20 protein-coding genes are annotated in these 24,002 nt (G+C 71.5%); 12 read left to right on the forward strand and 8 right to left on the reverse strand.

Annotation, left to right across the window (positions count from 1 at the left end; all coding sequences use genetic code 11):
* Positions 1–175: 175 nt before the first annotated feature.
* A complete protein-coding gene (locus tag ACVWNX_RS03780; RefSeq protein WP_454412428.1) occupies positions 176–1,393 on the reverse strand; it encodes a hypothetical protein in 1,218 nt (405 codons plus the stop codon).
* 942 nt (positions 1,394–2,335) lie between these two features.
* Here ACVWNX_RS03780 and ACVWNX_RS03785 point away from each other — a divergent pair.
* From ACVWNX_RS03785 to ACVWNX_RS03795, 3 genes are all read left to right on the forward strand, one after another.
* Positions 2,336–3,898 (forward strand): alpha/beta fold hydrolase, encoded by a 1,563-nt coding sequence (locus ACVWNX_RS03785; protein ID WP_454412429.1) that lies wholly within the window; start codon positions 2,336–2,338, stop codon positions 3,896–3,898.
* A gap of 80 nt (positions 3,899–3,978) precedes the next feature.
* Positions 3,979–4,677 (forward strand): response regulator transcription factor, encoded by a 699-nt coding sequence (locus tag ACVWNX_RS03790; RefSeq protein WP_454412430.1) that lies wholly within the window; start codon positions 3,979–3,981, stop codon positions 4,675–4,677.
* Positions 4,678–4,769: 92 nt separating this feature from the next.
* The gene (locus tag ACVWNX_RS03795) at positions 4,770–6,098 is read left to right on the forward strand and encodes a HAMP domain-containing sensor histidine kinase (protein ID WP_454412431.1); all 1,329 of its coding nucleotides are present in this window, start codon (positions 4,770–4,772) and stop codon (positions 6,096–6,098) included.
* 369 nt (positions 6,099–6,467) lie between these two features.
* Here ACVWNX_RS03795 and ACVWNX_RS03800 read toward each other — a convergent pair whose 3' ends face one another.
* Together ACVWNX_RS03800 and ACVWNX_RS03805 are read right to left on the reverse strand one after the other, a co-directional pair.
* On the reverse strand, positions 6,468–7,688 hold the full coding sequence (locus ACVWNX_RS03800; RefSeq protein WP_454412432.1) for an MFS transporter: 1,221 nt from the start codon (positions 7,686–7,688) through the stop codon (positions 6,468–6,470).
* Positions 7,681–9,912, reverse strand: coding sequence for a glycoside hydrolase family 3 C-terminal domain-containing protein (locus ACVWNX_RS03805; protein WP_454412433.1), 2,232 nt, complete (start codon positions 9,910–9,912; stop codon positions 7,681–7,683). Before ACVWNX_RS03805 ends, ACVWNX_RS03800 begins: the two co-directional genes overlap by 8 nt.
* A 110-nt stretch (positions 9,913–10,022) precedes the next feature.
* Between ACVWNX_RS03805 and ACVWNX_RS03810 the strand changes: the two genes are divergently transcribed.
* A complete protein-coding gene (locus ACVWNX_RS03810; protein WP_454412434.1) occupies positions 10,023–10,598 on the forward strand; it encodes a TetR/AcrR family transcriptional regulator in 576 nt (191 codons plus the stop codon).
* A 36-nt stretch (positions 10,599–10,634) separates the two neighbouring features.
* On the opposite strand, the gene ACVWNX_RS03815 is transcribed toward ACVWNX_RS03810, so the two are convergent.
* Positions 10,635–12,032 carry an aldehyde dehydrogenase family protein gene (locus ACVWNX_RS03815; protein ID WP_454412435.1) on the reverse strand — a complete coding sequence of 466 codons (1,398 nt, stop codon included), beginning with the start codon at positions 12,030–12,032 and terminating at the stop codon, positions 10,635–10,637.
* A gap of 154 nt (positions 12,033–12,186) precedes the next feature.
* Here ACVWNX_RS03815 and ACVWNX_RS03820 point away from each other — a divergent pair, with 154 nt between their 5' ends.
* Together ACVWNX_RS03820 and ACVWNX_RS03825 are read left to right on the forward strand one after the other, a co-directional pair.
* A complete protein-coding gene (locus ACVWNX_RS03820; RefSeq protein ID WP_454414618.1) occupies positions 12,187–13,428 on the forward strand; it encodes an alanine racemase in 1,242 nt (413 codons plus the stop codon).
* A complete protein-coding gene (locus tag ACVWNX_RS03825; protein ID WP_454412436.1) occupies positions 13,425–14,753 on the forward strand; it encodes a D-arabinono-1,4-lactone oxidase in 1,329 nt (442 codons plus the stop codon). Before ACVWNX_RS03820 ends, ACVWNX_RS03825 begins: the two co-directional genes overlap by 4 nt.
* A 320-nt stretch (positions 14,754–15,073) precedes the next feature.
* On the opposite strand, the gene ACVWNX_RS03830 is transcribed toward ACVWNX_RS03825, so the two are convergent.
* Positions 15,074–16,462 carry an MFS transporter gene (locus ACVWNX_RS03830; protein WP_454412437.1) on the reverse strand — a complete coding sequence of 463 codons (1,389 nt, stop codon included), beginning with the start codon at positions 16,460–16,462 and terminating at the stop codon, positions 15,074–15,076.
* Between the two features lie 111 nt (positions 16,463–16,573).
* On the opposite strand from ACVWNX_RS03830, the gene ACVWNX_RS03835 reads away from it, so the two are divergent.
* The 4 genes from ACVWNX_RS03835 to ACVWNX_RS03850 all read left to right on the forward strand — a co-directional run bounded on the left by ACVWNX_RS03835 (position 16,574) and on the right by ACVWNX_RS03850 (position 19,170).
* Positions 16,574–16,957: an ArsR/SmtB family transcription factor gene (locus ACVWNX_RS03835; RefSeq protein ID WP_454412438.1), complete on the forward strand. Its 384-nt coding sequence runs from the start codon at positions 16,574–16,576 to the stop codon at positions 16,955–16,957.
* Positions 16,958–17,394: 437 nt separating this feature from the next.
* Positions 17,395–17,649, forward strand: a complete 255-nt coding sequence (locus ACVWNX_RS03840; protein WP_454412439.1) for a hypothetical protein — start codon at positions 17,395–17,397, stop codon at positions 17,647–17,649.
* A complete protein-coding gene (locus ACVWNX_RS03845; protein WP_454412440.1) occupies positions 17,618–18,193 on the forward strand; it encodes an RNA polymerase sigma factor in 576 nt (191 codons plus the stop codon). Before ACVWNX_RS03840 ends, ACVWNX_RS03845 begins: the two co-directional genes overlap by 32 nt.
* A complete protein-coding gene (locus tag ACVWNX_RS03850; RefSeq protein WP_454412441.1) occupies positions 18,190–19,170 on the forward strand; it encodes a hypothetical protein in 981 nt (326 codons plus the stop codon). The genes ACVWNX_RS03845 and ACVWNX_RS03850 overlap by 4 nt, the downstream gene beginning before the upstream one ends.
* Before the next feature lie 164 nt (positions 19,171–19,334).
* On the opposite strand, the gene ACVWNX_RS03855 is transcribed toward ACVWNX_RS03850, so the two are convergent.
* Positions 19,335–19,673: a thioredoxin family protein gene (locus tag ACVWNX_RS03855; protein WP_454412442.1), complete on the reverse strand. Its 339-nt coding sequence runs from the start codon at positions 19,671–19,673 to the stop codon at positions 19,335–19,337.
* Positions 19,674–19,753: 80 nt separating this feature from the next.
* Complete coding sequence (locus tag ACVWNX_RS03860; RefSeq protein ID WP_454412443.1) at positions 19,754–21,172, reverse strand: DEAD/DEAH box helicase; 1,419 nt, start codon at positions 21,170–21,172, stop codon at positions 19,754–19,756.
* Positions 21,173–21,645: 473 nt separating this feature from the next.
* Here ACVWNX_RS03860 and ACVWNX_RS03865 point away from each other — a divergent pair, with 473 nt between their 5' ends.
* The gene (locus ACVWNX_RS03865) at positions 21,646–21,987 is read left to right on the forward strand and encodes a GNAT family N-acetyltransferase (protein ID WP_454412444.1); all 342 of its coding nucleotides are present in this window, start codon (positions 21,646–21,648) and stop codon (positions 21,985–21,987) included.
* A 107-nt stretch (positions 21,988–22,094) separates the two neighbouring features.
* Positions 22,095–22,499 carry a hypothetical protein gene (locus tag ACVWNX_RS03870; RefSeq protein WP_454412445.1) on the forward strand — a complete coding sequence of 135 codons (405 nt, stop codon included), beginning with the start codon at positions 22,095–22,097 and terminating at the stop codon, positions 22,497–22,499.
* A 250-nt stretch (positions 22,500–22,749) separates the two neighbouring features.
* Here ACVWNX_RS03870 and ACVWNX_RS03875 read toward each other — a convergent pair whose 3' ends face one another.
* Positions 22,750–23,889, reverse strand: a complete 1,140-nt coding sequence (locus tag ACVWNX_RS03875) for a PucR family transcriptional regulator (protein ID WP_454412446.1) — start codon at positions 23,887–23,889, stop codon at positions 22,750–22,752.
* Positions 23,890–24,002 lie beyond the last annotated feature (113 nt).

Genomic DNA, 24,002 nt, shown 5'->3' on the forward strand with positions numbered 1-24,002 from the left:
GTCCGGTCGAGGTCCAGTCCGTCCGGGCGGACACCGACCGGTCGGCCGTCCCGCACTGGAGGCCACCCGGCGACCATCCGGGACCCACCCGGGACCTTCACCGGCGGCGACAGCCGCCGTGTGGCGGTGACCGGCCCCCCTCGCCGGAACTCCCGGCGAGGGGGGCCGGTGGGCGTCAGTCCTTCCAGACGGTCGCCCGCCAGGTCGTCGCGTTCCCGGCGCCGTCGGTGCCGACGGAGAACCCGGAGACCACCCCGTCGTCGTTGACCGCGAACGCCGCGGCGTAGGGGCCGAGGGACGACGGCGGCAGCGGGACGACCGTGCCGTCGGGCTTCCACAGCAGGGCCTTGTCCAGGGCGGGGTTGCCGGCCGGCGGCCACGCGTACCCGACGGCCGTCCCCCGGTTGTTGATCCCCAGCACCTCTCCGGCCGCCTCCGCCGGGTTGGGGAGCACGGTCCGGGTGCCGTCCGCGTTCCAGCGGGCCGTGACGCCGTTCGGGTCGTCGTCCAGCGAGGCCCCCACGGCGGTGCCCGCCCGGTTGACGTCGTAGCCGCGTCCGCGTCCGGCGTCGCGGACGGTGCCGTCGGCCGCCCACACCAGGATCCGGTCGTAGGCCGTGCTCCCGGCCCGCCGCCCGACGCCGAGGATCACGCCGTTGTCGGTGATCTGGCTGGTCCGGGCCCCGTCGACACCGGCCGGGAGGGGCAGTTCGCGCACGGCGCCCGCCGCGTTCCAGCGCACGGGGTGCGCGGTGCCGCCACCGTTGGCGTCGCGCTTCTCGGTCCATCCGACCGCCGTGCCCGCGTTGTTGAGCGACGTCACGGTGCCGCTGTTGTCACCGGAGGGCACCGGCAGCTCGGTCAGGTCGCCCTGGGACTTCCAGCGCAGCGGCTGGGAACGGCCGTCCGCCCCGGACGCCTCGCCGACCACGACCCCGGAGTTGTTGACGGCCGCCGCCTTGCCGCCACGGGCTCCCGCGGGGAGCGCCAGCCGCTGAGCGGTGGCGCCCGGGGTCCAACGGACGGGGTGGGACTCGGGCAGGGTGTCGTAGGACAGACCGGCCGACCAGCCGCGGTCGCTGAGCGCGGTCGCGGTGCTGAACTGGTCACCGGGCAGGGGCGCCAGACGGGTGTAGCCGGGGCGTTCGGCGTTCCACTTGATCCCCAGCGGTCCGGTGGAGCCTTCCGCGTAGTACTCGCCAACTATCGTGCCGCCGCTGTTCAGCCCCTTGACGAAACTGTGCAGCCCTCCCTGCGGGATCGGGAGCAGTCTCACGTCCAGCTGAGCGTCGGCGGGTTCGGCCACCGCCATGGGCGCCGAACCCAGGAGGAGCAGGGCGGTCGCCGTCGCGGCGGCGAGATGCACAGGGCGGGGGACACGCGTGGGGGCCATCCGGGCACTCCTGATCTCTTCAAGAAGATTGATGTGCAAGTGCATGGGCATGTCATCTATTCCAAGCCAAACAGAGAACCTGCGGCGCTCAAGTTTCCGCCCCCAGAGGCCAGTTGAAAACCCGATCTCTAAAACGGCTTGATCCATACGGCAGTTCGCCTTGCGCCATACCACCCGCTTGTCCGAGACGTCCGCCCCACCCACGGACGGACCCCGCCTCCGATTGAGGGCACCCCAGCAGCGCTTCCGGCCCCACGGACCCCGATCGGCACCACAGCCGACGCGGCCTCGACCACCCCCGCACAGCGGACCCACAACAACGAATTCCAGCCACTCCGCGACCCCGGACATGGACCGGGTGACCGCTCCGCACCCCCGGGAGACGTCAGCGGACGGGGGTCTCCCGCACCGGACGGCCGCCGCAGCGCGTCGCGGCGGCCCTGCGACTCGACGCCCGGGAGATCCGGGAGCCCCGCGAGGACCTGGCGTGGCTCGACGCCAAGGGCGAGGCAGATCCATGCCCACGCGATCGGCGACCGGGCCCGTCCGCACCGCCCTCCACGGACACGAGGCGGCCCGCCACGTGCACGGCAGGCGCGGTTACCGCCACACCGTCACCCATCCGCAGCTGGTACACCCCACGCCGACAAGCGGCGAACCCGGGTCTGGTGCCCCGCCGTCGAAAACGCCTACTACACGGACACCGCCGACGACCAGCGCCTCGGCGCTCGCAACAGATTCCTCCGAGCGCCGACGTCAACGCCCAGTAAGCGCGACGGCCGGAGGCGGGGCTTGAAAGCGCTGTTCACCGTCCCTTCCGGATTCTTACGCGGCTCTGTCATTGCTCTGCCGTGGCTGTGAAGCAGGCCCGGCAATGTCGTTCCCGCGGCCGAGAGCGGCGCGGCGGGGAACAGCCTCGCCGCGTGGAGACAAGGAGTGGACATGATGGACCGGAACGACAGAAGGGCGCGGCGGGCGGGGCTGGGCGTCGCCGTCACGGCGCTGCTGGCGACCGTCGCGACCGCCCTGCCCGCGGGCGGTCCGACGGCTTCGGCGGCTGCCTCCGCGCCTCGGACCGCGACAGCCCCGACGTGGTGTCCCACCGTCCCCGGGCACCGGGTCGACTGCGACACCCTGGACCGTCCGCTGGTCACGGGCAAACCGGCTCTGGGGAAGGTCGGGGTGAGCTACGCGGTCGTACGGCACAGCGCGCCCGGTCCCGCCAAGGGCACCGTGGCCATCAACACCGGAGGCCCCGGCCAGGTCGCCATCGACCGGGCTCCCGTCTTCGGCCACGTACTCGGCGACCTGCTGAAGGACCACGACCTCCTCCTCGTCGACCCGCGCGGCACCGGCCGCTCCGAGCGCGTCCCCTGCGGGGTCACCGACACCGAATACCGCTTCGGCACCCGCGCCCAGCAGCGCGCCGCCGTGAAACGGTGTGCCGCGAACCTCGGCCCCAAGGCCGCCGCGTACACCAGCGCGGCCACCGCCGACGACATCGACGCCGTCCGCGCCCGCCTCGGCGTGCCCCAGCTCTCCCTGTACGGGCTGTCGTACGGCACGTATCTGATGCCCGTGTACGCCTCCCGGCACCCGGAGCGGGTCCGCTCGATCGTGCAGTCCGGCGCCTACCCCCTCGCCTTCGACCCGATGGGGCGCCCCCAGGCCCAGGCCGTCTCCACGACGCTGCGCCGGGTGTGCGACCGCGGTGTCCCCGTGGCCTGCGACGGTGAGCAGGCGGTACGGGATCTCGCGACCGTCGCCGCGCGGCTGCGGGCCCGGCCGATGACCGTCCCGGTCACCACCGACCACGGCGCGTACTCCGTGCGGTTCACCGAGGGCAAGCTCGCCAATCTGCTGTTCGAGGCGGCCAGCGACGGCGTCGGCGCGGCCCCGGAACAGCCCTCGCTGCTGGGACGACTGCCCTCGGCGCTGAACCGGTTCGTCCACGGCGACGTGTCGGCGCTGCGCGCGCTGGCCCAGGAGGACGGCGCGTCCGGCAGCCTGGAGGACCAGGCACCGTACATCGCCGTCGTGTGCAACGACTACCGCAAGCCCTGGTCGGCCAAGGCGCCGGTGCCAGAGCGGTGGCGCCAGTACCGGGCCGCGCTGGCGGAGGCGGACCACGGCGAGTACGGCGCCTTCGGCGCCGAGGGCTTCAACGAGGGGGTCACGGACGGCGGGGACGTCTGCATCGGCTGGCCGCGCGAGAACACCGCGCCCGACCCGCAGCCCACGCACCCGAAGCTGCCCGACGTCCCGGTCCTCGTACTCTCCGGCGACCTCGACGCCAACACCCCCGACGCGAACGGGATGCTGGCCGCGAAGCAGTTCCGCGACAGCAGGTTCCTCTCCGTGGCCAACACCGGTCACGTCCCGGAAGGAGAGCCGACCGGCTGCGTCACCGGCGTCTCCACCCGCTTCCTGCGCACCGGCGACGTCGGCGACACGTCCTGTCTGTCCGCCCTGGCACCGATCACCGTCGAGCCCGTGCGCGGGTGACCGTAGAACACGGCGCGGACAGCCGGCCCGGCGAGCGGGCCGGCTGTCCGCGCGGGTCCGCCACCAGCGAAGATGACCACATGAGAGACGCAACGGAGCGCCCCCGCACGGTGCTCGTCGCCGAGGACGATCCGGGAGTGCGCAGCACCCTGGACCAACTGCTGCGCTTCGAGGGGTACAGGGTGCTGCTGGCCGCCGACGGACTGGAGGCCCTGGGGCTCCTCGAACGAGAGCGTCCGGACGTGGCGGTGCTGGACGTGGGCATGCCGAACCTGGACGGCCTGGGCCTGTGCAGGATGCTCCGCAGGCGCGGCGACCGGCTGCCGGTACTCGTTCTGACGGCACGGCACGAGGTGGGCGACCGGGTGGCCGGACTGGACGCGGGGGCCGACGACTACCTCGCCAAGCCGTTCGCGACCGAGGAGCTCTTCGCGCGGATACGAGCGCTCCTGCGCCGCACCGACCCGGCCGGGACGGGCGGCACGCCAGCGGTCGCGGACCTCACCCTGGACCCCGAGGCCCGCCTGGCGTTCCGCGGCCCCCGGCAACTCGACCTCACCAAAACGGAGTTCGACGTGCTGGAACTCCTCCTGAGCCATCCGGGCGTGGTACTCACCCGCTCCCAGATCTACGAGAACATCTGGGGCTACGACTTCGACACCACATCGCGTTCCCTGGACGTCTACATCGGCTACCTCCGCCAGAAGACCGAACAGGACGGCGAGCCCCGGCTGATCCACACCGTGCGCAGCGTCGGCTACACCGTGCGGGCCGGCTGATGGCTCGCCCGTCCGTCGCGGGTCGTCCGGCGGCCGGTGCGGACCGCCCGGGGCGCCTCACACTCCGCAGCAAGATCACCGCAGTCGTCGTCATGGCCGCCGCGCTCGCCATGGCCCTCGCCGCCGTCATGTCGTACCGGAACGTCAGCGACCTCGTACGCGCCGAACTCGACCACGGCTTGGAAGACCGCATGCACACGGTCCACACCCTGGTCGCCGCCGGTCTGACACCCCCGCCCCGGCCGGGCATGACGCACCAGATCCTGTCCGACCAGGGGACCGTGCGCCGCCTCGCCCCCGCTGACCCCCGCGTCCCCGTCACGGCATCCGCCCTGCGGACGGCCCGGACGGGTCAGAACGGACCCGTGGAGGACCTCGTCGTCGACGGAATCGAGTACAGCGTCCTCACCCGGCCCCTGCCCGACGGAGGCGCGGTCACGGTGGCACAGAGCTACGAGGGCGCCGCCCGCGTCGACGACGCGTTCCTGCGGCGGGTCACCGGCACGACCGCCGCCGCCCTCGCCCTGTCCGCCCTGCTGAGCTGGTTCGTCCTCGGCCGGATCCTGCGACCCGTCCGCAACCTCGCCCGCACCACCGCGCACATCACGGCCACCCGAGACCTCTCCACCGAACTGCCCCCGGCCGGAACCGACGAAGTAGGCCAGCTCACCCGCAGCTTCACCTCCATGCTCACCGCCCTGCGCCGCTCCCGGGACCAGCAGCACCGGCTCGTCCAGGACGCCAGCCACGAGCTGCGCACCCCGCTCACCTCGGTGCGCGGCAGCGCCGAACTCCTCCAGCGGGGCCGCGGCAGACTCACCCCCGAAGACGAGGAACAGATCCTCTCCACCCTGGTCGCCGAGTCCGCCGCCCTCGACGACCTGGTGCGCGAACTCGTCGAACTGGCCACCGACCGCTACACCGACGAAGCCCCGGACACCATCGACCTGACGGTCCTCGCCGAGGACACCGCGCGCCGCCACCGCGCCCGCACCGGCCGCGCCATCACCGTCACCGCCGAAGAACCCCTTCCGGTACGGGCCAGGCCCCGGGCGCTCCAGCGCTGCGTCGACAACCTCCTCGGCAACGCCGTCAAATTCAGCCCGCAGGGGACCCCGATCTCCCTGCACATCGAAGGCCGCCGACTATCCGTACGCGACAAAGGCCCCGGCATCGAGCCGGCCGACCGCGACGCCGTCTTCGACCGCTTCCACCGGGGCGCGCGCACCCAGGCCACCCCCGGGTCCGGACTCGGTCTGGCCATCGTGCACGACAGCGTCACAACAGACGGGGGCACGGTGTTCGCGACGGACGCCGACGACGGCGGCGCCGAGGTCGGCTTCACCCTCCCCCCAGCCGGGCCCGACCCGAACACACCGACTGCCAGACGGCGGATCCGGATAGGCAGCCCGACGGAGTGAGAACCTCCGCCAGGGACCAGCCCTCCGCCAGGTCCTGGAGGCACGCCCGGCCGGGACGAAGCCCGGTCGGCACGGGAGGGCACGCGCACGTCCGCCGAACAGACGCCCGGCCGGCTCCACCTCCACCGCGGTCAGGCCAGGAACGCGCGCTGTACACCGCGGCGGAGGAGGACACCCTGCGACAGCGGCAGCTGGCGGCTGGACTACTGGAAACCGCCTTCGAATGATCTCGGATGGTGGATCACGGTGCGCTGATACGCAGGTGGCGCTGCCCACGCGCACCGCGAACGCCTCGGCACCCCGCACACGTCGCAGGTCTGTCCGCATGGTGTACCGCCCTGCGCGGCCAAGGGCAGCGTGCGGTGCCGCTCAGAGAGGTTCGATCGACGCGGCGACTGCTTGCCCACGCCGCCCTCTCTCCCGGAACGCGCCGACGGTGACGAGGGTCGCGATCAGGAGGACACCCGGAAGGAGGTAGGCGATATGCAGATCGGACGCCTCGGCGACGAGGCCGATCACGACGGCGCCTACGGTGGCGCCGAGATAGTTGGCGAGATTGAGCCGCGACACGACGTCGTCGACGCGCGTGGGGTCGGTCTCGCCGGCCGCGGAGAACGCCAACGGAACGATGACGCCGAGACCGAGACCGATGACCGTGAACGCGAGGACTCCGGCATAAGGCGATGGGGTCAGCGCGACCAGGAAGAATCCGGCGGCGCTGAGCGGGACGGCTACGGCGATGACGGGAACACGGCCGTTGCGCCTGACGAGCACGTCGCCCCAGAGCCGCGCCACCAGCATCGCCGCCTGGTAGCCGACGAGACCGAGCGGCGCGACAAAGGCCGCGCCATCGAGTGCGTCGCCGAGATAGACCGTACTCCACGTCGAGATGGCCGTGTCGGCGACGTACGCCACGGCGATCACGGTCCCGAAGACGAGGACGTGCCCCCAGGGAAGCCGGAGCGGTGTCTCAGGCGCGCGGTCGTCGTCCTCGGAATCCGGTGTGAACCGACCTCGGATCGCGACGCACGAGGCGATCCCGATGAGTACGGCGAAGACGAACGCCGATTCGAAGGGGAGGCCCAGAGCGCCGACTCCCGAGGCGACAAGTGCGGCGGTGATGATCCCCAGGCTCTGAAAGGCGAAGAACTGGTTGATGATCGTTGTTCCGTACGCGCGCTGGACAGCCAGCGCCTGCATCCCATTGCCCGCGTCGACGATGCCGACGGCCAGCCCGTAGACGGCGTATACCGGAAAGAGCACTCCGACGGGAAGGGCGATGACGATCACGCCGAGCATCGCCGCCTGCGCGGCCAGACCGGGCGGGATCAGCGCGCCGCTCCCGCGCAGTCGCGACAACCGGCCCGCGAGCAGCGAACCCACCGCCGCGAAACCGGCGATCGTCAGCATCAGCAGGGAGATGTCTCCTGCGCTGAGCGACTGTCTTGTCGTCATTCCAGGAAGGACGACGGCCAACGTCGCGGTGTTCAGCGACTGCACGGCGAACGCGACGTTGACCGAGACCCGAGCACGGCGAAGGTCTCTGGACACAGGCGCGGTCCTGCGGTCGCGCGTGGTGATGTCAATCATCGCTGCCGCCGTGTTGGGAGTTCGCGAATGCCAGGAAGTCATCGAGCTGGCCGTCGTTCATGAGCTGCCCCTGGGAGAAGCTCACGGCACGGCCCACGGGAAACTGCGACATCAGCTCGAACGGGTCGACGCCCTGGTCGTCGACGGCTTCGCTTCCTTCGGCGAACGCCCGCTTGAGCATGGACTCCAGTGCGGCTCCGGCGACAGGGTGCGCGAGCACCTCGGCGAGCGTGGACTCACGCGTCAGTGGCGCGGACACGGAATCTCCCGCGAGGGTGATCGCCGCCGTGACCCGGATATCGCGGCTCGATTCTCCGGCGGACACGACATATGTGCCCGGCTCGAGGATCCACCGGTCGAATCGCACGTCCCAGTACTCAAGGTCCTGGCGCCGGAGGAGCATCTCGGTCGTCTGCCGCTCACCGGGAGCCAGCATGACGGAGGCGAAGGCTTTCAGTTCGCGTGGCGGCCGGACGACGGTGGACGCCGGCATTCCCAGGTAGAGCTGTGGGACCGCGCGCCCGGCGACCTGACCGGAATTCACCACGGTGAGTCGAGCTCGAATGCCCTCCTGGCATTCGTCGAGAACGAGGTCGCCGTACTCGAACGTCGTATAGCTCAGGCCGTGTCCGAACGGGAACGCTACGTCCAGCTCGCGGGCGTCGTACCAGCGGTGCCCGACGAAGATCCCCTCGCTGTAGTCCACGCGGCCGTGCTCTCCGGGAAAACTCAGATAGGAGGGCGTGTCCTGAAGTCGCAGGGGCACTGTCTCCGCGAGGTGACCAGAAGGATTCACCTGACCGGCCAGCACCTTGGCGAGCGCCCGCCCGCCACCCTGGCCCAGGAGTCCGCCGTCGAGGATCGCGGGTGCCGCGACGACCTCGCGCACATCGACGACCCCGCCATGAGACAACACCACGACCGTGCGCGGATTCGCGTCGAGAACGCGTCTGAGCACCCGGAGCTGCGCGTCCGGCAACGGCAGGGTCGTGCGGTCGTAGCCTTCGGATTCGTCGGCGAGCGGCAACCCGAGGAAGAGCACGACGACGTCGGCCTCCGCGGCGAGCACCTCGGCGGCCTTGGCAAGTGACGCGTCCTCGCCGCCGTCCAGGGTGTATCCGCGTTCGTAGCGAACGCCGGAACCGTGGACGGCACGGATCTCGTCGAGGGGGCTGTCAACCCTGGCCGCCGAGACGAAGGCACTGCCGCCGCCCTGAAAGCGGGGAGAGCGAGCGAGCTCGCCGATGACGGCGATCGACCGGCGGGAAGCGATCGGGAGCAGATCTCCCTCGTTCTTCAGAAGAACGATCGCCCGCTCGGCCGCCGCCCTGGCCAGCTCGTGGTGGTCGTCGAGGTCGACGGCCTCGGGAGTCTCGGTGCTGATCCTTGAGCCGAGACCCGCCAGCCTGTCGACGATGCGATCCAGAACGTCCTCGTCTATCCGCCCGGCGCGCAGCGCGTCGACAAGCTTGTCGGGGCCGAGGCTCCCGGTCGACGGCATCTCCAGGTCGACGCCCGCAGCCGCCGCCGCGACGCGGTCGGTGATTCCGCCCCAGTCGCTGACGACGAGACCGTCGAATCCCCATTCCTCTCGGAGAATGCTGAAGAGCGACGCGTCCTCAGAGGTGTAGACGCCGTTGACGCGGTTGTAGGACGACATCACGGTCCACGGTTCGCCCTCTTCCACGACACGTCGGAACGCACGCAGATACACCTCGCGAAGTGGCCGCGCAGCGATGTTCGAGCTGATCCGCTGACGATCGGTCTCTTGCTCGTTCCCGATGAAGTGTTTCAGGGAAGCGCCGACGCCGCCGCTCTGCACCCCGCGGACCCACGCGGTTCCCAGCGCCGCGGTCAGCACGGGATCCTCGGAGAAGTACTCGAAGTTTCGTCCGCCGAGCGGCGCGCGCTTGAGGTTGACTCCAGGTCCGAGGAGCACGTGGACGCCGACGGCGCGGCATTCGACTGCCAGTGCGCGTCCGACTCTCTCCGCGAGATCGGTGTCCCAGGTCTGCGCCAGTGCGACACCCGGGGGGAAACACGTCGCAGGCACGCTCTCCGCTACGCCGAGATGATCCTCGTCCTTCGGCTGGAAACGAACTCCATACGGTCCGTCCGCCATGCGGATCGACGGGATACCGGCGGCGGGACGGGTGGTGAAGAAGTCCTGGCCGGTCGTGAGCATGGCCTTCTCGTGAATGCTCATCCGGTTCGGAAATGTCATGTGCTGTCTCCTGCGGTGGTTTGTGATCGGGCGGCGAGATATGGATACTCAGGACGTAGTCCGGGAGGCAGAATCACATGCGGGTACCTGTAGGAGAACGGCGAGCCGCGTTGGCCGAGGCAGCGCTTCGGGTGCTGAGCCGCGAGGGCTTGGACAGCACGACGACACGGGCGATCGTCGCTGAGGCGGGGATGAGCCTCGCGAGCTTCCACTACGCGTTCTCCTCACGCGAGGAACTGCTGCGGGAAGTCGTCACGCTGGTCGTCGCCGGGGAGCGCGACATCACCGCGGCGGCGCTCGCCGGCCATGACGGGGCGTCCGGTCGCGCGGCTCTCGCCTCGGTGCTCAGCAGGGCGCTGAGCGGATACCTGGCCACGTTCGGGGTGCAGCCGGGGCGCGAGCACGGAATGCTGGAGCTGTCGCTGCACGCCGCGCGGACGGAGAGTCTGGCTGCCGTCGCGAAATGGCAGCATGAGCAGTATCGATTGCTGCTCAGCGAACTCCTGGTCGCGGCCGCGGACGCGACCGGGATGCGGTGGACCCGCGACCCCCACGTGCTGGCGTCCATCGTGCTGATCCTGAGTGACGGGGCGACGGTCAGTCGGATCGTCAGCGACGATCCTCTGGCGGACGTGGTGGACGCGTGTGCGGAGATGGTCGCGTCCTTCGCCGAGGAACGAGTGTGAGCGGCGTCGGGAGACGGCGGATTCGGCATGGCGTTCTCAGCTGCGGGTGATGAGTCGGCGGATCGCGCGACGCACGAGCGGCGTGTGCGGAGGGATGACGAGGTCGAGCGGGTCGGGGCCCGGCGGCTTTGAGACCACGGCCTTCTCGTAGCTGAACACGTCGAAACTTCGTTTCCCGTGGTACGCCCCGTGGCCGGAGGCGCCGACGCCGCCGAATGGCAGGCCGTGCACCTGGAGCTGAGTCAGAAGGACGTTGCGCCCGAACGCGCCGGAGGTCGTCTCGTGTTCGATGCGGTCGAGCACCGGGCGGCTGCGGGCGAATCCGTAGATGGCGAGCGGATGCGCGCGGGCCCGCTGCAGGGCGATGAACTCATCGACGTCGCGCAGTGCGCAGACCGGGAGAATCGGACCGAAGGTCTCTTCGCTCATGAGCGGGGAATGCGGATCGGACTCCGCGACGACCGTCGGCGCCAGGTAGCGATCGTGACGAACGCTGTCACCGCCGACGTGGACGTCACGTCCGCGCAGCAGTTCCTCCAACCGCTCCACGTGGGTGTCGGAAACAACCCGGGCGAAGTCCGGGCTTCGCCGAGCGTCGTCGCCGAGTTGCCGCGCGATGGCGTCGCGGATGGCTTCGAGCATGCGGTCGTGCACTTTCTCGGCGACGAACACGTGGTTCGGTGCGACACAGGTCTGTCCTGACGCCAGGAGCTTCGCCCAGACGATGCGTCGTGCGGCGAGAGGGACGTCGGCCGACTCGTCGACCCAGACCGGGCAGGCGCCACCGAGCTCCAGCACAGCCGGGGTCAGCCGGGCGGCCGCGGCGGCCGCGACGACGCGGCCGACTCGGTCGCCTCCGGTGTAGAAGATCTGGTCGAACTTCTGGTCGAGCAGCGACTGAGCCACCTCGGCACCGCCCGTCGCGACCCGCACGGCTTCCGGGTCGAGATGGCGGGGAACGAGCTCGGCGAGAAGAGCGGCGGTCGCGGGAGCATGCTCGCTCGGCTTCAACACGACGGCGCATCCCGCGGCGAGCGCGCCGACGGTCGGGGCGAGCTGCAACTGCAGCGGGTAGTTCCAGGGGGCGATCACGAGGGCGACGCCGCGTGGCGCCGGTCTGGTGCGTGCGCTTCCCGGCAGCAGATACCAGGGGAGCCGCACACGCCGTGGCGCCGCCCAGCGCCGCAGCGACGACAGCGCGTGACGGGCCTCGGACAAAACGATGCCGATCTCCGTGAGATGCACTTCGTCGGCGGGCTTGCCGAGATCGGAGGCGAGCGCGCGCTCCCACTCCGGACCGTGCTCTTTCAGCATCGAGATCAGTCCGCGCAGCTGTCTCCGCCGCCAGACGAGAGGGGCCGTGCGGCCGCGGTCGAACGCGGCGCGCGCCTGACGCACGGTTGGCTCCACGGAGAGTGCCTCTGCTGTGGTCATGAGCCGCACAGTAGGCCCCTGGTTGCGTGTGGGTCAATTGTCTGGGACGGTTGACCCACTTCAGGGGAGGAGTCGTACGAATGCGTCGCTCATCGTTCCCGTCCACCGCGATCAGCCGTTCCCTCCGTGCGGACGGAGGGCGGGTCGCGTGAGAATCCAGCTTCCGCCGCCGCCGTCCCGCCCGGCGCAAACCTGGCGTGAACCCGCGCGGTTCTGGGGAGCCGTCGACGCGGCGTCGGCCCACCTCGATCCGCCCTTCGGCGTCGTGCACCTCGGTGCTCTGGCGCACAATGCGCACGACCTCCTGCGGCGCGCGAACGGCACGCCGATCAGGGTGGCGAGCAAGTCGTTGCGCGTTCGCGGGGCGCTCGAAGCGGTGCTCGCGCTGGAGGGGTTCCGCGGGGTGCTCGCGTTCACCCTCGCGGAGGCGATCTGGCTCGCGCGCAAGGGCATCGACGACATCGTCGTCGGCTACCCCACCGTGCATCGACGCGACCTCTCGACGCTCGCAGCAGATGAGCACCTGGCGCGCACGGTCACCCTGATGATCGACGATACGCGCCAGCTAGAGGTCCTCGACGCGGTCGCACCGCCTCGGCACCGAGCCCGGATCCGGGTCGCCATCGACCTCGACGCGTCCTTGCGGACAGCGGTCGGAGGACATGTCGGCGTTCGGAGATCACCGCTTCGCACCCCGGCGTCGGTCGAAGCCCTCGCTCGGGAGATCGTGTCCCGTCCGGGACTCTCCCTGGTCGGTCTGATGTCGTACGAGGCGCAGATCGCGGGCGTGCCGGACGCGGGGCCCGCTCGATCGGTCATGCGTCTGATCAAACGGCTCTCGGCCGCGGAGCTTCGAGGACGACGCACCATGGCTGTGGCGCGACTGCGAGAGATCGCCGCCGACTCCGGGCATGTCATCGAGTTCGTCAACGGCGGAGGGACCGGATCGATCGAGTCAACCCGCACCGACCCGTCCATCACTGAGATCGCCGCCGGCTCGGGGCTGTTCGCCCCGCACCTCTTCGACCGCTACCGGTCGTTCTCGCCGGCACCGGCCGCGGCCTTCGCGATCTCGGTCACGCGACGTCCCGATCGAGGAGTCGCGACGCTGCTCGGTGGCGGCTGGATCGCCTCCGGGCGCCAGGGCGGAGATCGTCTTCCCCGCCCGGTGTGGCCGCCGGACCTGAGGCTCACGAGGATCGAGGGCGCGGGTGAGGTGCAGACGCCGATTCGCGGTCGGCCCGCCGCACAGCTGCGCATCGGGGAACGCGTCTGGCTGCGTCACGCGAAAGCCGGTGAGCTCGCCGAGCACCTTGACGGTATCCACCTGATCGACGGCGACGAGGTCATCGGCGATGTCCCGACGTATCGAGGCGAAGGGAAAACGTTTCTGTGAACACCTCACCCGACATCACCACGCAGCGTGGACCAGTGGTCAACTGGGGACGAAGCGAGCGGGCCGATCCCGTCCGCGTACTCGCCCCCGCAACCGTCGATGACATCGTCCTCACGGTCCTCACGGTTCGAGACGGCGGACGCACGATGAAGGCCGTCGGAGCCGGCCACTCGTTCAGTGCGATCGCCATGACCGATGGATTCCTCGTCGACGTGAGCGCTCTTTCCGGGCTCCTGTTCCACGATGCCAAGCGCATGCGGGTGACACTGGGCGCGGGCACGCGTCTCCGGGACCTTCCCGGCATCCTCCGGCCACTCGGACTGGCACTCGAGAACATGGGAGACATCGACACCCAGACGATCGCCGGCGCGACGTCGACGGGAACCCATGGCACGGGGATCGGTTTCGGTGGTCTGTCGACGCAGATCACGGCCGTAACGCTGGTCGACGGTCACGGCGAGGTCATCCGCGTCTCGGAAGACGAGCGCCCTGAACTCCTGCCCGCCGTTCGACTCGGGCTCGGGGCCCTCGGCATCCTCGTCTCCGTGGAACTCCAGTGCGTGCCGGCCTATCTGCTCCGAGCGGTCGAGTACAGCGCCCACGTCGACAGCGTCGACGAGATGATTCACCGCGCCAGAGAGGTGGATCACGTCGAGGCCTTCTGGTGGCCGCACACGGACGTGCTCTCGATGAAAGAGAACACACGGCTTCCGTGGGATGCGCGCCATGTGGCGCCCGGTCGGCTGCGCACCTGGTTCAACGAGGAGCTGGTCGGTACGGCCGGGCATCGGGCCGTGTGCGGGCTTGCCGCGCTCGTGCCGTGGGCGACGCCGGGAATCAACCGGCTCGCGGCGGCCGTCTTCGGAGGCGGCACGTACGTCGGTGACTCGCACGCAGTGTTCACGAGCCCGCGCCGGGTCAGGTTCCGGGAGATGGAGTACGCGGTTCCGGCGGAGGCGCTCCCCGACGTGCTTCGCGAGATCCGCCGCGTCATCGAATCGCGAAGGCTCCGCATCTCCTTCCCCGTCGAGCTTCGGTATGCGGCCGCCGACGAGAATCTCCTCTCGACGGCGTATCGACGGGAATCGGCGTATGTCGCTGTTCACCGGTACTGGCGAGAAGACCCGCACGAGTACTTCGATGCCGTCGAGCCGGTGCTGCGCGCCTTCGACGGGCGACCGCACTGGGGCAAGATGCACACGCTCTGCGCGGAGCGGCTGTCAACGTCGTATGAGCGAATGCCGGAGTTTCTGGCGATCCGCTCGCGGCTGGATCCTGCGGGAGTGTTTCAGAACAGCTATACCCGCCGAGTGCTCGGACCATGAGCGGTGGCGGATGATCCGCGTCCGCCGGGCCGGTCGCCCGGCGATGTCGCGTGGGAAGCGCCGGGGACGTCTGTCCGCGGTCTGTTCTCCGAGTCCGGCGGCCCCGATCCGTTCCGGCCGAGGACGCGCTCGGCCGAGACCGCCGGAACCGTCACCACCCGGGCGGCGACCATCGCCCACCATGTCCGCCAGTACGAGGCGGACCGCCAGGACGTCACCGAATCCGAGGCCACCACCGGCACGGAACGTCGTTCGCTGACGCCACCGGCGGTGAGTGCGGCCCGCGAGCGGGGGCTGCCCCGTTGCGGTCGGTCCCGGTGTCAGCTTCGCGAGTGGTGCAGTTCGTCGAGGACGGGAAGGTGGCTGTGTTCCCACCCTCCGGGGACCCGGACGGCGTCGACGAGGTGGGGGTGCGTGGCGGTGAGCCCGGTGTGCCGGTGGACGGCGGGGCCGCTCTCGCGCGGGTGCGGCAGGTCCCCGGCGGGGGCGGTCCGTCCGGCCGGGGCGGTCCGTCCCGGCCACAGCCGTACGGCGAGGAGCGCGGCGGCCAGGGTGACCCCGCCCAGTGCGAGGACCGCCGGGAGGAGCCCGGCCGTCGCGCTCAGCCAGCCCGCGAGCGGGTAGGTGAGCAGCCAGGCGGCGTGGGAGAGGGAGAACTGGGCGGCGAAGGCGGAGGCGCGCCCCTCGGGCGGCGTGGAACGCCGGATCAGGCGTCCGGTCGGGGTGAGCACCGCGGAAGCGGCTCCTCCGAACGCCGCCCAGGCGGCCAGGAGCGCGGGCCACCGCCAGGTGCCGCCGCCCGACGCGGTGATTCCGCCGAGGACCGCGAACACCGGCACCAGCGCCAGGGCGCCGCCCAGCATCACCGTGCGGTCCGCGACCCGGTCGAGGAGGCGGGGCAGCAGCAGGGCGACGGCCATGGACCCGGCTCCGTACGCGCCGAGTGCCACCGCCACGTCACCGGCGCCGCGCCCGAGCTCCTCCCGGACGTGGACCACCGTGTTCACCAGGACCACGGCACCCGCCGCGGCGACGGCGAGGTCGAGAGCCAGCAGGGACCGCAGTCTCGGCACGCCGAGGAAGAGGCGGACGCCCGCGGTGAGCCTCGTGTACGCGCCACCGGCGGTGGGGGCGGCCACCGGCTTGGGCAACGCCGCCGACACCACCAGCGCGGCGGACGCGAGGAAACCGGCGGCGGTCCCGAGGAACAGCCAGTCGTAGCCGATCAGCGTGAGCAACGCCGCCGCCAGGACGGGGCTGAAGAGGCTTTCGAGGTCGTAGGCGAGCCGGGAGAGCGACAGTGCCCGGGTGTACTCGCGCTCATCGGTGAGCACCTCGGGAAGGGTGGCCTGGAACGTGGGGGTGAAGACGGCGGAGGCGGCCTGGAGTACCAGGACCAGTACGTAGACCTGCCACAGTTCGGTGACGAAGGGCAGGGCCAGCGCGGCGCCGCCGCGCATCAGGTCGGACGCGGCCATCAGCGTGCGGCGCGGCAGCCGGTGGGCCAGCGCGCCGACGACCGGAGCGATCAGCACGTAGGCCGCCATCTTGATCGTCAGGGCCGTCCCGAGCACCGACCCGGCCGCCGGACCCGCCAGGTCGTACGCGAGGAGCCCGAGGGCCACGGTGGCCAGCCCCGTTCCCACCAGCGCGACGACCTGGGCGGCGAACAGATGGCGGTAGGCGCGGTCGCGCGGCACGGACGGCATCCCTGTGCTCCTCGGCAGGACGGATGGGGCGGACGCACGACCCCATAGTACGTTCATGTGCGCATCTGCGCACATGAACGTATCGAAGTGGCGAGTTCTACACTGTGGCCCATGGCCCACCACGAGCCGGTCGCACCTGCGACCGCCACGCAACTGCCGGTACCGGAGGGGACGCATCTGCGCACCCCGGACCCGGCCCGCCTGGCACAGGCGGCCGAGGTGTTCGCCATGGCCGCCGACGCGACCCGGCTCCATCTGCTCTGGATGCTCGCGCAGGACGAGTCGGACGTCGGTTCGCTGGCCGAGCGGAGCGGCGCCTCACGGACCGCGGTGAGCCAGCACCTGGCCAAACTGCGCCTCGCGGGACTGGTGGAGACCCGCCGCGAGGGTCGCCACGTCGTCTACCGCCTCCTCGACGGCCACCTGCGCAGACTGGTCCTGGAGGCGTTGAGCTACGCCGACCACCGGGTGAGCGGACGCGCCTCCCACGACTGACCCGTCCCCCGGCCGCCCAGTCCCGACGTCCGGTGAAACCGTGGCAGGCGGGGGTTACGGCGCTTGCCCCTGGACGCTCCCGTCGCGGCGGCTTCGCCCGGCCTCAACCGGTCGCCGAGGGTCGCTATCGGTCCCGGCCCGATTGTGACCCCTCCCTGTGCGGCTGTTTGTTTCGACCGCGCGGCGGGAGCACTCGTCGGGCGCCGCCAAGTGGACCGAGGCGTCCGCGAGTTCTTCGCCTGGGGTCGCCGTGGGCGGTCGTCACCGCACGGTCCCGTCCGCCCCCGTAGGCGGCTACCGGCGTCTCCCGCCCGTCCGCGCGCGGACGGGGATCTCCCTGACCTGCTGGATGTCACAGCCCGGGCCGGTCTCCGCACTAGGTCGCAGGGGTGGTCGTTCAGCGGCCGCCGATGAGACCGACCGAAGGAGAACTCAGGGTGGACCCGGTGCTGGTCGGGGCGGTGGCGGCGGTCGTCATCAGCGTGGTGAGCGCAGTGGCGAAGACTCTGCGGGGGCGGCAGATGGCGAAGGTGGAGCTGGCCAGGATCGCCGACGAGGGGCTGACGGAACGGGTCCGCGTCTCGGGATCCCGTGGATCCCTGCAGGAGACGGGACGGGGTCGCACCGTGTGGGCCGCCTCGCCGACCATCGACACCGGGGGTGACCGTGGCGAAACGCGCGGTCGGCACTGACCCGGAGATCACGGCGGCCCCGGCCGGAGAGGCCAGAGTCGCGTTGCCCGGCCGGGAGATCGCCGAAGAGATCCACGACGATCAGTACCCGTCCCTCGTGCGGTTCCTCCTCATTCAGGGCGCGTCATGGAACGAGGCCCAGGACGCCGCTCAGGACGCTTTCACCCAGATGTGCACGCCAGGCCTTTCCATCGCCTTCCCCAAGGCGTGGCTGCGCACGGTGGCGACCCGTTCCTGGCTACGGCAGCAGGTCAAGCACGAAGACAACAGCGCCCAGCTCCCCGAGACTCCCGCCACCATGAACTGGCGGACCCCGGCTCACGCCACCGAGATCCAGGAGGAGGCACGGCAGGTGATCGCGCTGCTCCTGCGACTGCCCGCCAAACAACGCGCCGCCATGGCCTGGCACCTGGACGGTTTCACGACGGAGGAAACCGCCCGGGCGATGGGGACCACGCAGGCGGCCGTCCGACAGAACCTGGCACGCGCCCGGGCCTCGCTGAAGGCGGCGCTCGGGCTGGAAGCGCCGAGAGGAGAACGATGAACGACCACCAGTCCGTCCCCACGGCGGACCGGAAGGCGGAATCCGAACTCACGCGCATGCTGGCCTCGACCCACAACCGTCTCGGGCGCGCCGTGGAACAGCGCGTCACGGCTCAGGGGGGAGTTCCGGAGCTTCAGGACCCGGAACTGGCCCTGTCCAGAATCCTCGCGGCGGCCCACCGTTCCGCGCTGACCGCCGTGAAACAGCGGCTGGACCGGAGGTCCGCGCCCGCGCGCTCCCTCACCGCGCCCGTGAAACAGCCGCCCAGCAAGCAGCCGGGCAAGCTGACGAGCCCCGCGGAGACCAGGCTGAAGCACCGCCAGGACACCCTTCTGCTGGTCCGGGCCTACTGGCCGTGCGACCTGCTGGACATGCTCCGCAGCGCGCGGGAGATGCTGGAGCGCCTGGAGGACGGTCCCGCGCGGGCGTCCGGCTGCCGGGAGCGGGCCATCGTCGAGAAGGTCGGGGCCAGGCTGGCGGAAGTCCGGAAGCTGCCCACCACCCGGCAACGGCCGGCGTCAGCCGAAGGCACCGACTTCCTCACGGAGGCCGAGGTCCGCCTCGCCCGCCCCGCGGAGGAACTACGCCATGAAGTGGAGCAGGCGTGGCACCTCCTGACCGAGGAGTTGACCCCCCTGATCCGCGCCACGGACCCACGGCCCCATGACGTCGCCTTGGCGGGAAGCGTCGCCCAGGACGTCGCCGACGACCTCGCGTACGCGGCACGCCACGCGCGGGAGCTGTCCGAAGCGGCGGCAGAGCTGGAACGGCTCAACGACGACTTCACCGGCGCCGACCTCACCCGCGCACCGCTCGGCAACGCCTGGCTCAAGGGGGTGCTCTGGGACGCCGCCACGATCTGGCCGGACGACTGGGAACCCCGCATCCGCCGTGCGTCGCTCCCCCACGACGCGCACCAGGGAACCCTGGTGATCGCCTCGGATCCCCGGCTCTCCCTCATCCCGGCCGAGGCCTGAACCCATGACCCGATGGACCGCGTCGCACCCGAGAAGGTCAGAGACGGACCCGGCGCCCGGATCGCCACACCCGCGTCCCCGCGTCCGTGGACGGCCGGGCCCGGCTCTTCCCGCGCCTCAGCGCGGCGGGGTGCCGTCCCGCCCGCCGGTGGTACGCGGCCCGCTCACAGACGGGCGTCCAGGAACTCCTTGAGCGCGGCCCCGGTCATCGGACCGCTCCCGGCCGTGGTCGCCTCGTCCCCGTCGATCAGTACGAAGGAGGGCGCGCCGGTGACGCCGTACCGCCGTACCGGGCCGGGGCACCTGGCGATGTCGGCCCGCACGACGATCAGCCGCCCCTGGTAGGCGTCGGCCACCTCCCGCACCAGGGGCTCCGTCTCCTTGCACGCCGCCAGGGCCTTGGGCCACACGCCGTGGAAGTACGCCAGCACCGGGACGTCCGCCCTGGCCAGGATGAACGCGAACTCGGCGTCCTCCCGGGGTTGATGGACCCTGTCCGCCATCGGTGCTCCTTGACGCTGTACTCGACGTGAGGCGGTGGGTGCCTCCTGGTGTCCGCTGCCCGCTGTGGGCGCGGCGCCCGTCAGCGGGCCTTGCGCACGCGGCCCGCTCTGCGGGCCTCCGCCATCATCCGTGCCTCCGCGGCCTTCCGGGATTCCTTCGGCGGGCGGCCCGTGGGGGCGCCCAGACCCCGGAACGCCACGTTGCCGGTCTTCGCCCCGTCCCGCACCGGCGGGCGTTTCGCGCCGGTGATGGCGGTCAGTGCCTGCTCGCCGGAGCGGACCTGGGTGACCGTGGGCCGGATGCCGGCGTCCGACATCATCCGGTTCACGTCCCGGCGCTGGCCGGGCGTGACCAGGGTGACCACGCTGCCGGACTCTCCGGCCCGCGCGGTGCGCCCGCCTCGGTGGAGGTAGTCCTTGGGTTCGGCGGGCGGATCGACGTTGACGACGAGGTCCAGGTGCTCGACGTGGATGCCACGGGCGGCGACGTTGGTGGCCACCAGCACCGTGATCGCGCCGTCCTTGAACTGGGCCAGCGTGTGCGTGCGCTGCGGCTGCGACTTCCCGCTGTGCAGAGCGCCCGCCTTGATGCCGCTGCTCCGCAGATGGCGGGTGAACTGGTCCACCGCGTGCTTGGTGTCCAGGAACATCAGCACCCGCCCGTCCCGGGCCGCGATCTCGGTGGCTGTCGCGTACTTGTCGGCGGGGTGGACGTTCAGCACGTGGTGCTCCATCGTCGCGACCGAACCCTCCGCCCGGTCGACCGTGGCGAGCACCGGCTCGCTCAGATACTGGCCGACCAGGTGATCGACGTTGCGGTCGAGCGTCGCGGAGAACAGCATCCGCTGCCCGCCGGGGGGAACCTGGTCCAGGGCCTGTGAGACCTGCGGCAGGAAGCCCATGTCGCACATCTGGTCCGCCTCGTCCAGCACCGCGATCCGTACCCGGTCCAGGTGGCAGTCCCGCCGGGCGACGAGATCGGCCAGCCGTCCCGGCGTCGCCACCACGAGCTCGGCGCCCGCCCGGAGCGCCGCCGCCTGCCGGTTGATCGCCAGCCCGCCGACCACGGTCGCCGACCGCAGTCCGAGCGCCTCCGCGTAGGGCGCCAGCGCCTCGCTCACCTGCTGCGCGAGTTCCCTCGTCGGCACCAGGACCAGCGCGAGGGGGCGCTTCGGTTCGGCGCGACGGCCCGCCGTACGGGCGAGGAGCGCCAGCCCGAAGGCGAGGGTCTTTCCCGATCCGGTCCGCGCGCGGCCCAGGACGTCCCGGCCGGCCAGCGCGCTGGGCAGGATGGCCGCCTGGATCGGGAAGGGCTCCCGTACCCCGAGCTCCGCCAGCGCCCTCGTCAGCGCGGCCGGCAGTTCCAGCTCCGCGAAGGACGCGGCGGGCGGAAGGCCGGGGGCGGACGTCCCCGGCACGGAGAGCTCGCCCCGCGGGGGCCTCCCCTGGTCGGACCTGCCCGGTCCGGAGCGGCCGGAGGACGGCTGCTTCGCCTTCATGGGGTCCTTCCTCATCGCGGTGCCCTGAACGGGCCGGGGCCCGTGCCTTGTCCGGCACGGGCCCCAGTCTGTCTACGAACGTGACACCGATCTTACCAGCGCCGGGCTCACGGCCCGGATCCCGGAGCGCGGTGGGTTCCAGGACCCTGGACGGAACCAGCCGCCCTTCCCGCCGGGAGGAGCCGCGGGGCGGGCCCGTTCCGCCCCGGATCTGTCGGGCTCAACACCCCGGGCCCGCTTCGTGCGGACCTGTCAGGCCGAGGCGGTGGGGGTGGCGGGCGATACGCTCAGGGCGGTCGCACGACCGGGGAGGGCCGCCGGGGGCGCGCCGCCCGTGCCGTGGGCCAGTGGCTTGGTGGTCATGGTCCGGTACCTCCCGCGTACGATGCCGTCCTCTCTTGCTGACGGCGCATCGTGCGCGAAGCCCACGCCGTTCTCACCCCCGCCGACCCCCGCACCCCGAGGACCCCACCATGAGCGAGCGGACCGCCGACCCCGTCGTCCACCGCGTGGACGCCCGTCACCGCTACGAGATCCACGTCGAGGACGGACGGGCCGGGCTCACCGCCTACCGCGACCGCGACGACCAGCGGGTCTTCTTCCACACCGAGATCGACGACGCCCACGCGGGCCGGGGGCTCGCCGGGATCCTCGTCGAACGGGCCCTGACCGACGTCCGGGCCTCCGGGAAGCGGATCGTTCCGGTCTGCCCCTACGTGGCGAAGTTCCTCACCAAGCACCGGGAGTTCGCGGACATCACCGACCCCGTCACCCCCGAGGTCCTCACCTGGCTCGACGCCCGGCTGAAGCGCTGACCTCCCCGGCGGTCCCTGGACATCACGGTCCGCACCGCGCGGGAGCGGTGGTGATCCGGCGCGGAAGCGGCACCCGACCGGTCGGGTTCTTGGAGGTGGGAAGGACGGTGTGGGAGTCCCTCACGTACACCACGGTGTGCCAGGACTGCGGAGCGCGACTGGAGTGCCACGGGGTCCAGGCCCTGGTGGGCGACTCCTTGCGGTGGGACGTGGAGGCGGCCTGCTCGGCCTGTGGGTTCGCGATCGCCGAGTGCGACGCGGCCCTCCCCGCCGAGCTGCGGGAACGGATGCTCTCCGAGCACGGAGCGGCGACGTTGCGGGTGGTCCCCCGGGGGAGGAACGTCCCGGCCATGCGGGTGCTGCGGGCCGCGCTGGGCCTCGATCCGGCCGGGGCCAAGGCCGCGCTGAGCCGCGTGCTGGCCGGGGAACTCTCGGGAACCCTTCCCGAGATGGAGTTCCTCGCCGACCGGATGCGGAAGGCGGGAGTCCCCGCGTCGGCCACCCGCCCGTAGGCCGTCTCTTACGGATCTTGCTGGGCTCGCGGGGCCTGGCACGCACTCCCCCAGGCTCCGCCCGGGGGGACCCCCAGCCGCGTTGTCGTCAGTCGCCGACGCTCCGCGTGGGCTCCATCCTCCGCCTTGCGATCGCACGCACCAGGCCCCGCTCCCTGATCCAGCCAGACCCGTAAGAAACGACCTAGCCGCCGCGTCGGCCCCGGCCCCGGACCGCTCGCGGCCACGGACAGGACGGTCGCCGTGCGCGTCAGCCGGTGCGGAGGCCGACCGCGAGCGTCAGTTCGAGGACCCGTCCGGGAGACGCCAGATCCGGGAACAGCTCCCGCAGCTGCGCCATCCGGTACCGGACCGTCTGGGGGTGGACGAACAGCGCCGCCGCCACCTCGTCCCGTCTGCCCTGGTGCAGCAGCCACTCCCGCAGGGTTTCCTCCAGCCGCCGCGCCGTCGCGACGGGCACGGTCCGCAGTGGTGCGAGGGCCCGGACGCGCAGGTCCGCGAACGCGTCCGCGTCGGCGCTCAGCACCAGCTCGGGCAGATGGTCCTCGGTGTCGCGGATGTCGGAGGAGAGGGAGCGCGCGCGGACGGCCCGCTCGTACGAGGCGGACGCCCTGATCCACGGCCGGGCCGGGCCGACCACGGCGGTCCGGTCGGTCAGCCGTCGCAGGAGGTGCGCGCGGTCGGCGTCGGGGACGAGCAGCACGCCGGTGGCGTCCGGCAGGTCGTCGAGGACGAGGGTGCTCGGGTCGAGCGCGCGGTAGGCGGGGCGGGCCTGGGCGGCGGGCAGCAGGACCGCGGTCAGCGAGCCCGGGGGCTGCCACCCCGCCCGCTGGGCGGAGGCCAGCAGCACGTCGGGGCTGGCGTCGGCGAGGAGGTCACGGGCCAGGTGTTCCAGGTGGCGCTCGTGGGCCCGGCCCCGGGCGGCCAGCTCGTCGGCGTGGCCCGCGGCGCTCGCGGCGGAGAGCTCGTCGATGTAGGCGAAGGTCAGCTCGGCGAACTTGGCGACCTCGGCGGCGGGCAGCCCCGCGGGCACGGCGCCCGCCGCCAGGCATCGCCAGGCCACCCGGGCGCCGACCCGGTAGGCGCTGAGCAGGGCGTCCATCGAACGGCCGTCGCGCACCTCGCCCCGGCCCAGCTCGTAGGCCGCGTCACCGGCGTCGCCGCTCGTGGCGTTCCCGCTGGCGAGGTCCAGGTAGTGCCCCAGGGCGGTGCGGACGGCCCGGCGGATGGTGCCGCCCATGCGGCCCGAAAGGGCGTTGGCGTAGGGAGGCACCTCGTCGATGATCGCCTGGACGACCTCGTCGGCGGTGCCCTTCAGCGCCGCCCGGAGTGCGGTGACCGTCGTCTCGTCCAGGGCCAGCTCGGCGGCCCTCCGGGTTACATGCCCCATGTTTTGTTCCCTGCGAACAATTCGGTTGACCAGATTCACGTCCTACGGGTAGGACTCTACGCCCGGAGGCGCATCAAGCTGGAGTCATGACGAGTGCAGCCCTCCGCAGTAGG

The sequence above is a fragment of the Streptomyces sp. JNUCC 64 genome, assembly GCF_054484115.1.

Coding starts and splice junctions, on each gene's coding strand:
- ACVWNX_RS03780 (WP_454412428.1), bottom strand. CDS start 1,393: ATGGCCCCCACGCGTGTCCCCCGCCCTGTGCATCTCGCCGCCGCGACG.
- ACVWNX_RS03785 (WP_454412429.1), top strand. CDS start 2,336: ATGATGGACCGGAACGACAGAAGGGCGCGGCGGGCGGGGCTGGGCGTC.
- ACVWNX_RS03790 (WP_454412430.1), top strand. CDS start 3,979: ATGAGAGACGCAACGGAGCGCCCCCGCACGGTGCTCGTCGCCGAGGAC.
- ACVWNX_RS03795 (WP_454412431.1), top strand. CDS start 4,770: ATGGCCGCCGCGCTCGCCATGGCCCTCGCCGCCGTCATGTCGTACCGG.
- ACVWNX_RS03800 (WP_454412432.1), bottom strand. CDS start 7,688: ATGATTGACATCACCACGCGCGACCGCAGGACCGCGCCTGTGTCCAGA.
- ACVWNX_RS03805 (WP_454412433.1), bottom strand. CDS start 9,912: ATGACATTTCCGAACCGGATGAGCATTCACGAGAAGGCCATGCTCACG.
- ACVWNX_RS03815 (WP_454412435.1), bottom strand. CDS start 12,032: ATGACCACAGCAGAGGCACTCTCCGTGGAGCCAACCGTGCGTCAGGCG.
- ACVWNX_RS03830 (WP_454412437.1), bottom strand. CDS start 16,462: ATGCCGTCCGTGCCGCGCGACCGCGCCTACCGCCATCTGTTCGCCGCC.
- ACVWNX_RS03835 (WP_454412438.1), top strand. CDS start 16,574: ATGGCCCACCACGAGCCGGTCGCACCTGCGACCGCCACGCAACTGCCG.
- ACVWNX_RS03850 (WP_454412441.1), top strand. CDS start 18,190: ATGAACGACCACCAGTCCGTCCCCACGGCGGACCGGAAGGCGGAATCC.
- ACVWNX_RS03855 (WP_454412442.1), bottom strand. CDS start 19,673: ATGGCGGACAGGGTCCATCAACCCCGGGAGGACGCCGAGTTCGCGTTC.
- ACVWNX_RS03860 (WP_454412443.1), bottom strand. CDS start 21,172: ATGAAGGCGAAGCAGCCGTCCTCCGGCCGCTCCGGACCGGGCAGGTCC.
- ACVWNX_RS03865 (WP_454412444.1), top strand. CDS start 21,646: ATGAGCGAGCGGACCGCCGACCCCGTCGTCCACCGCGTGGACGCCCGT.
- ACVWNX_RS03875 (WP_454412446.1), bottom strand. CDS start 23,889: ATGGGGCATGTAACCCGGAGGGCCGCCGAGCTGGCCCTGGACGAGACG.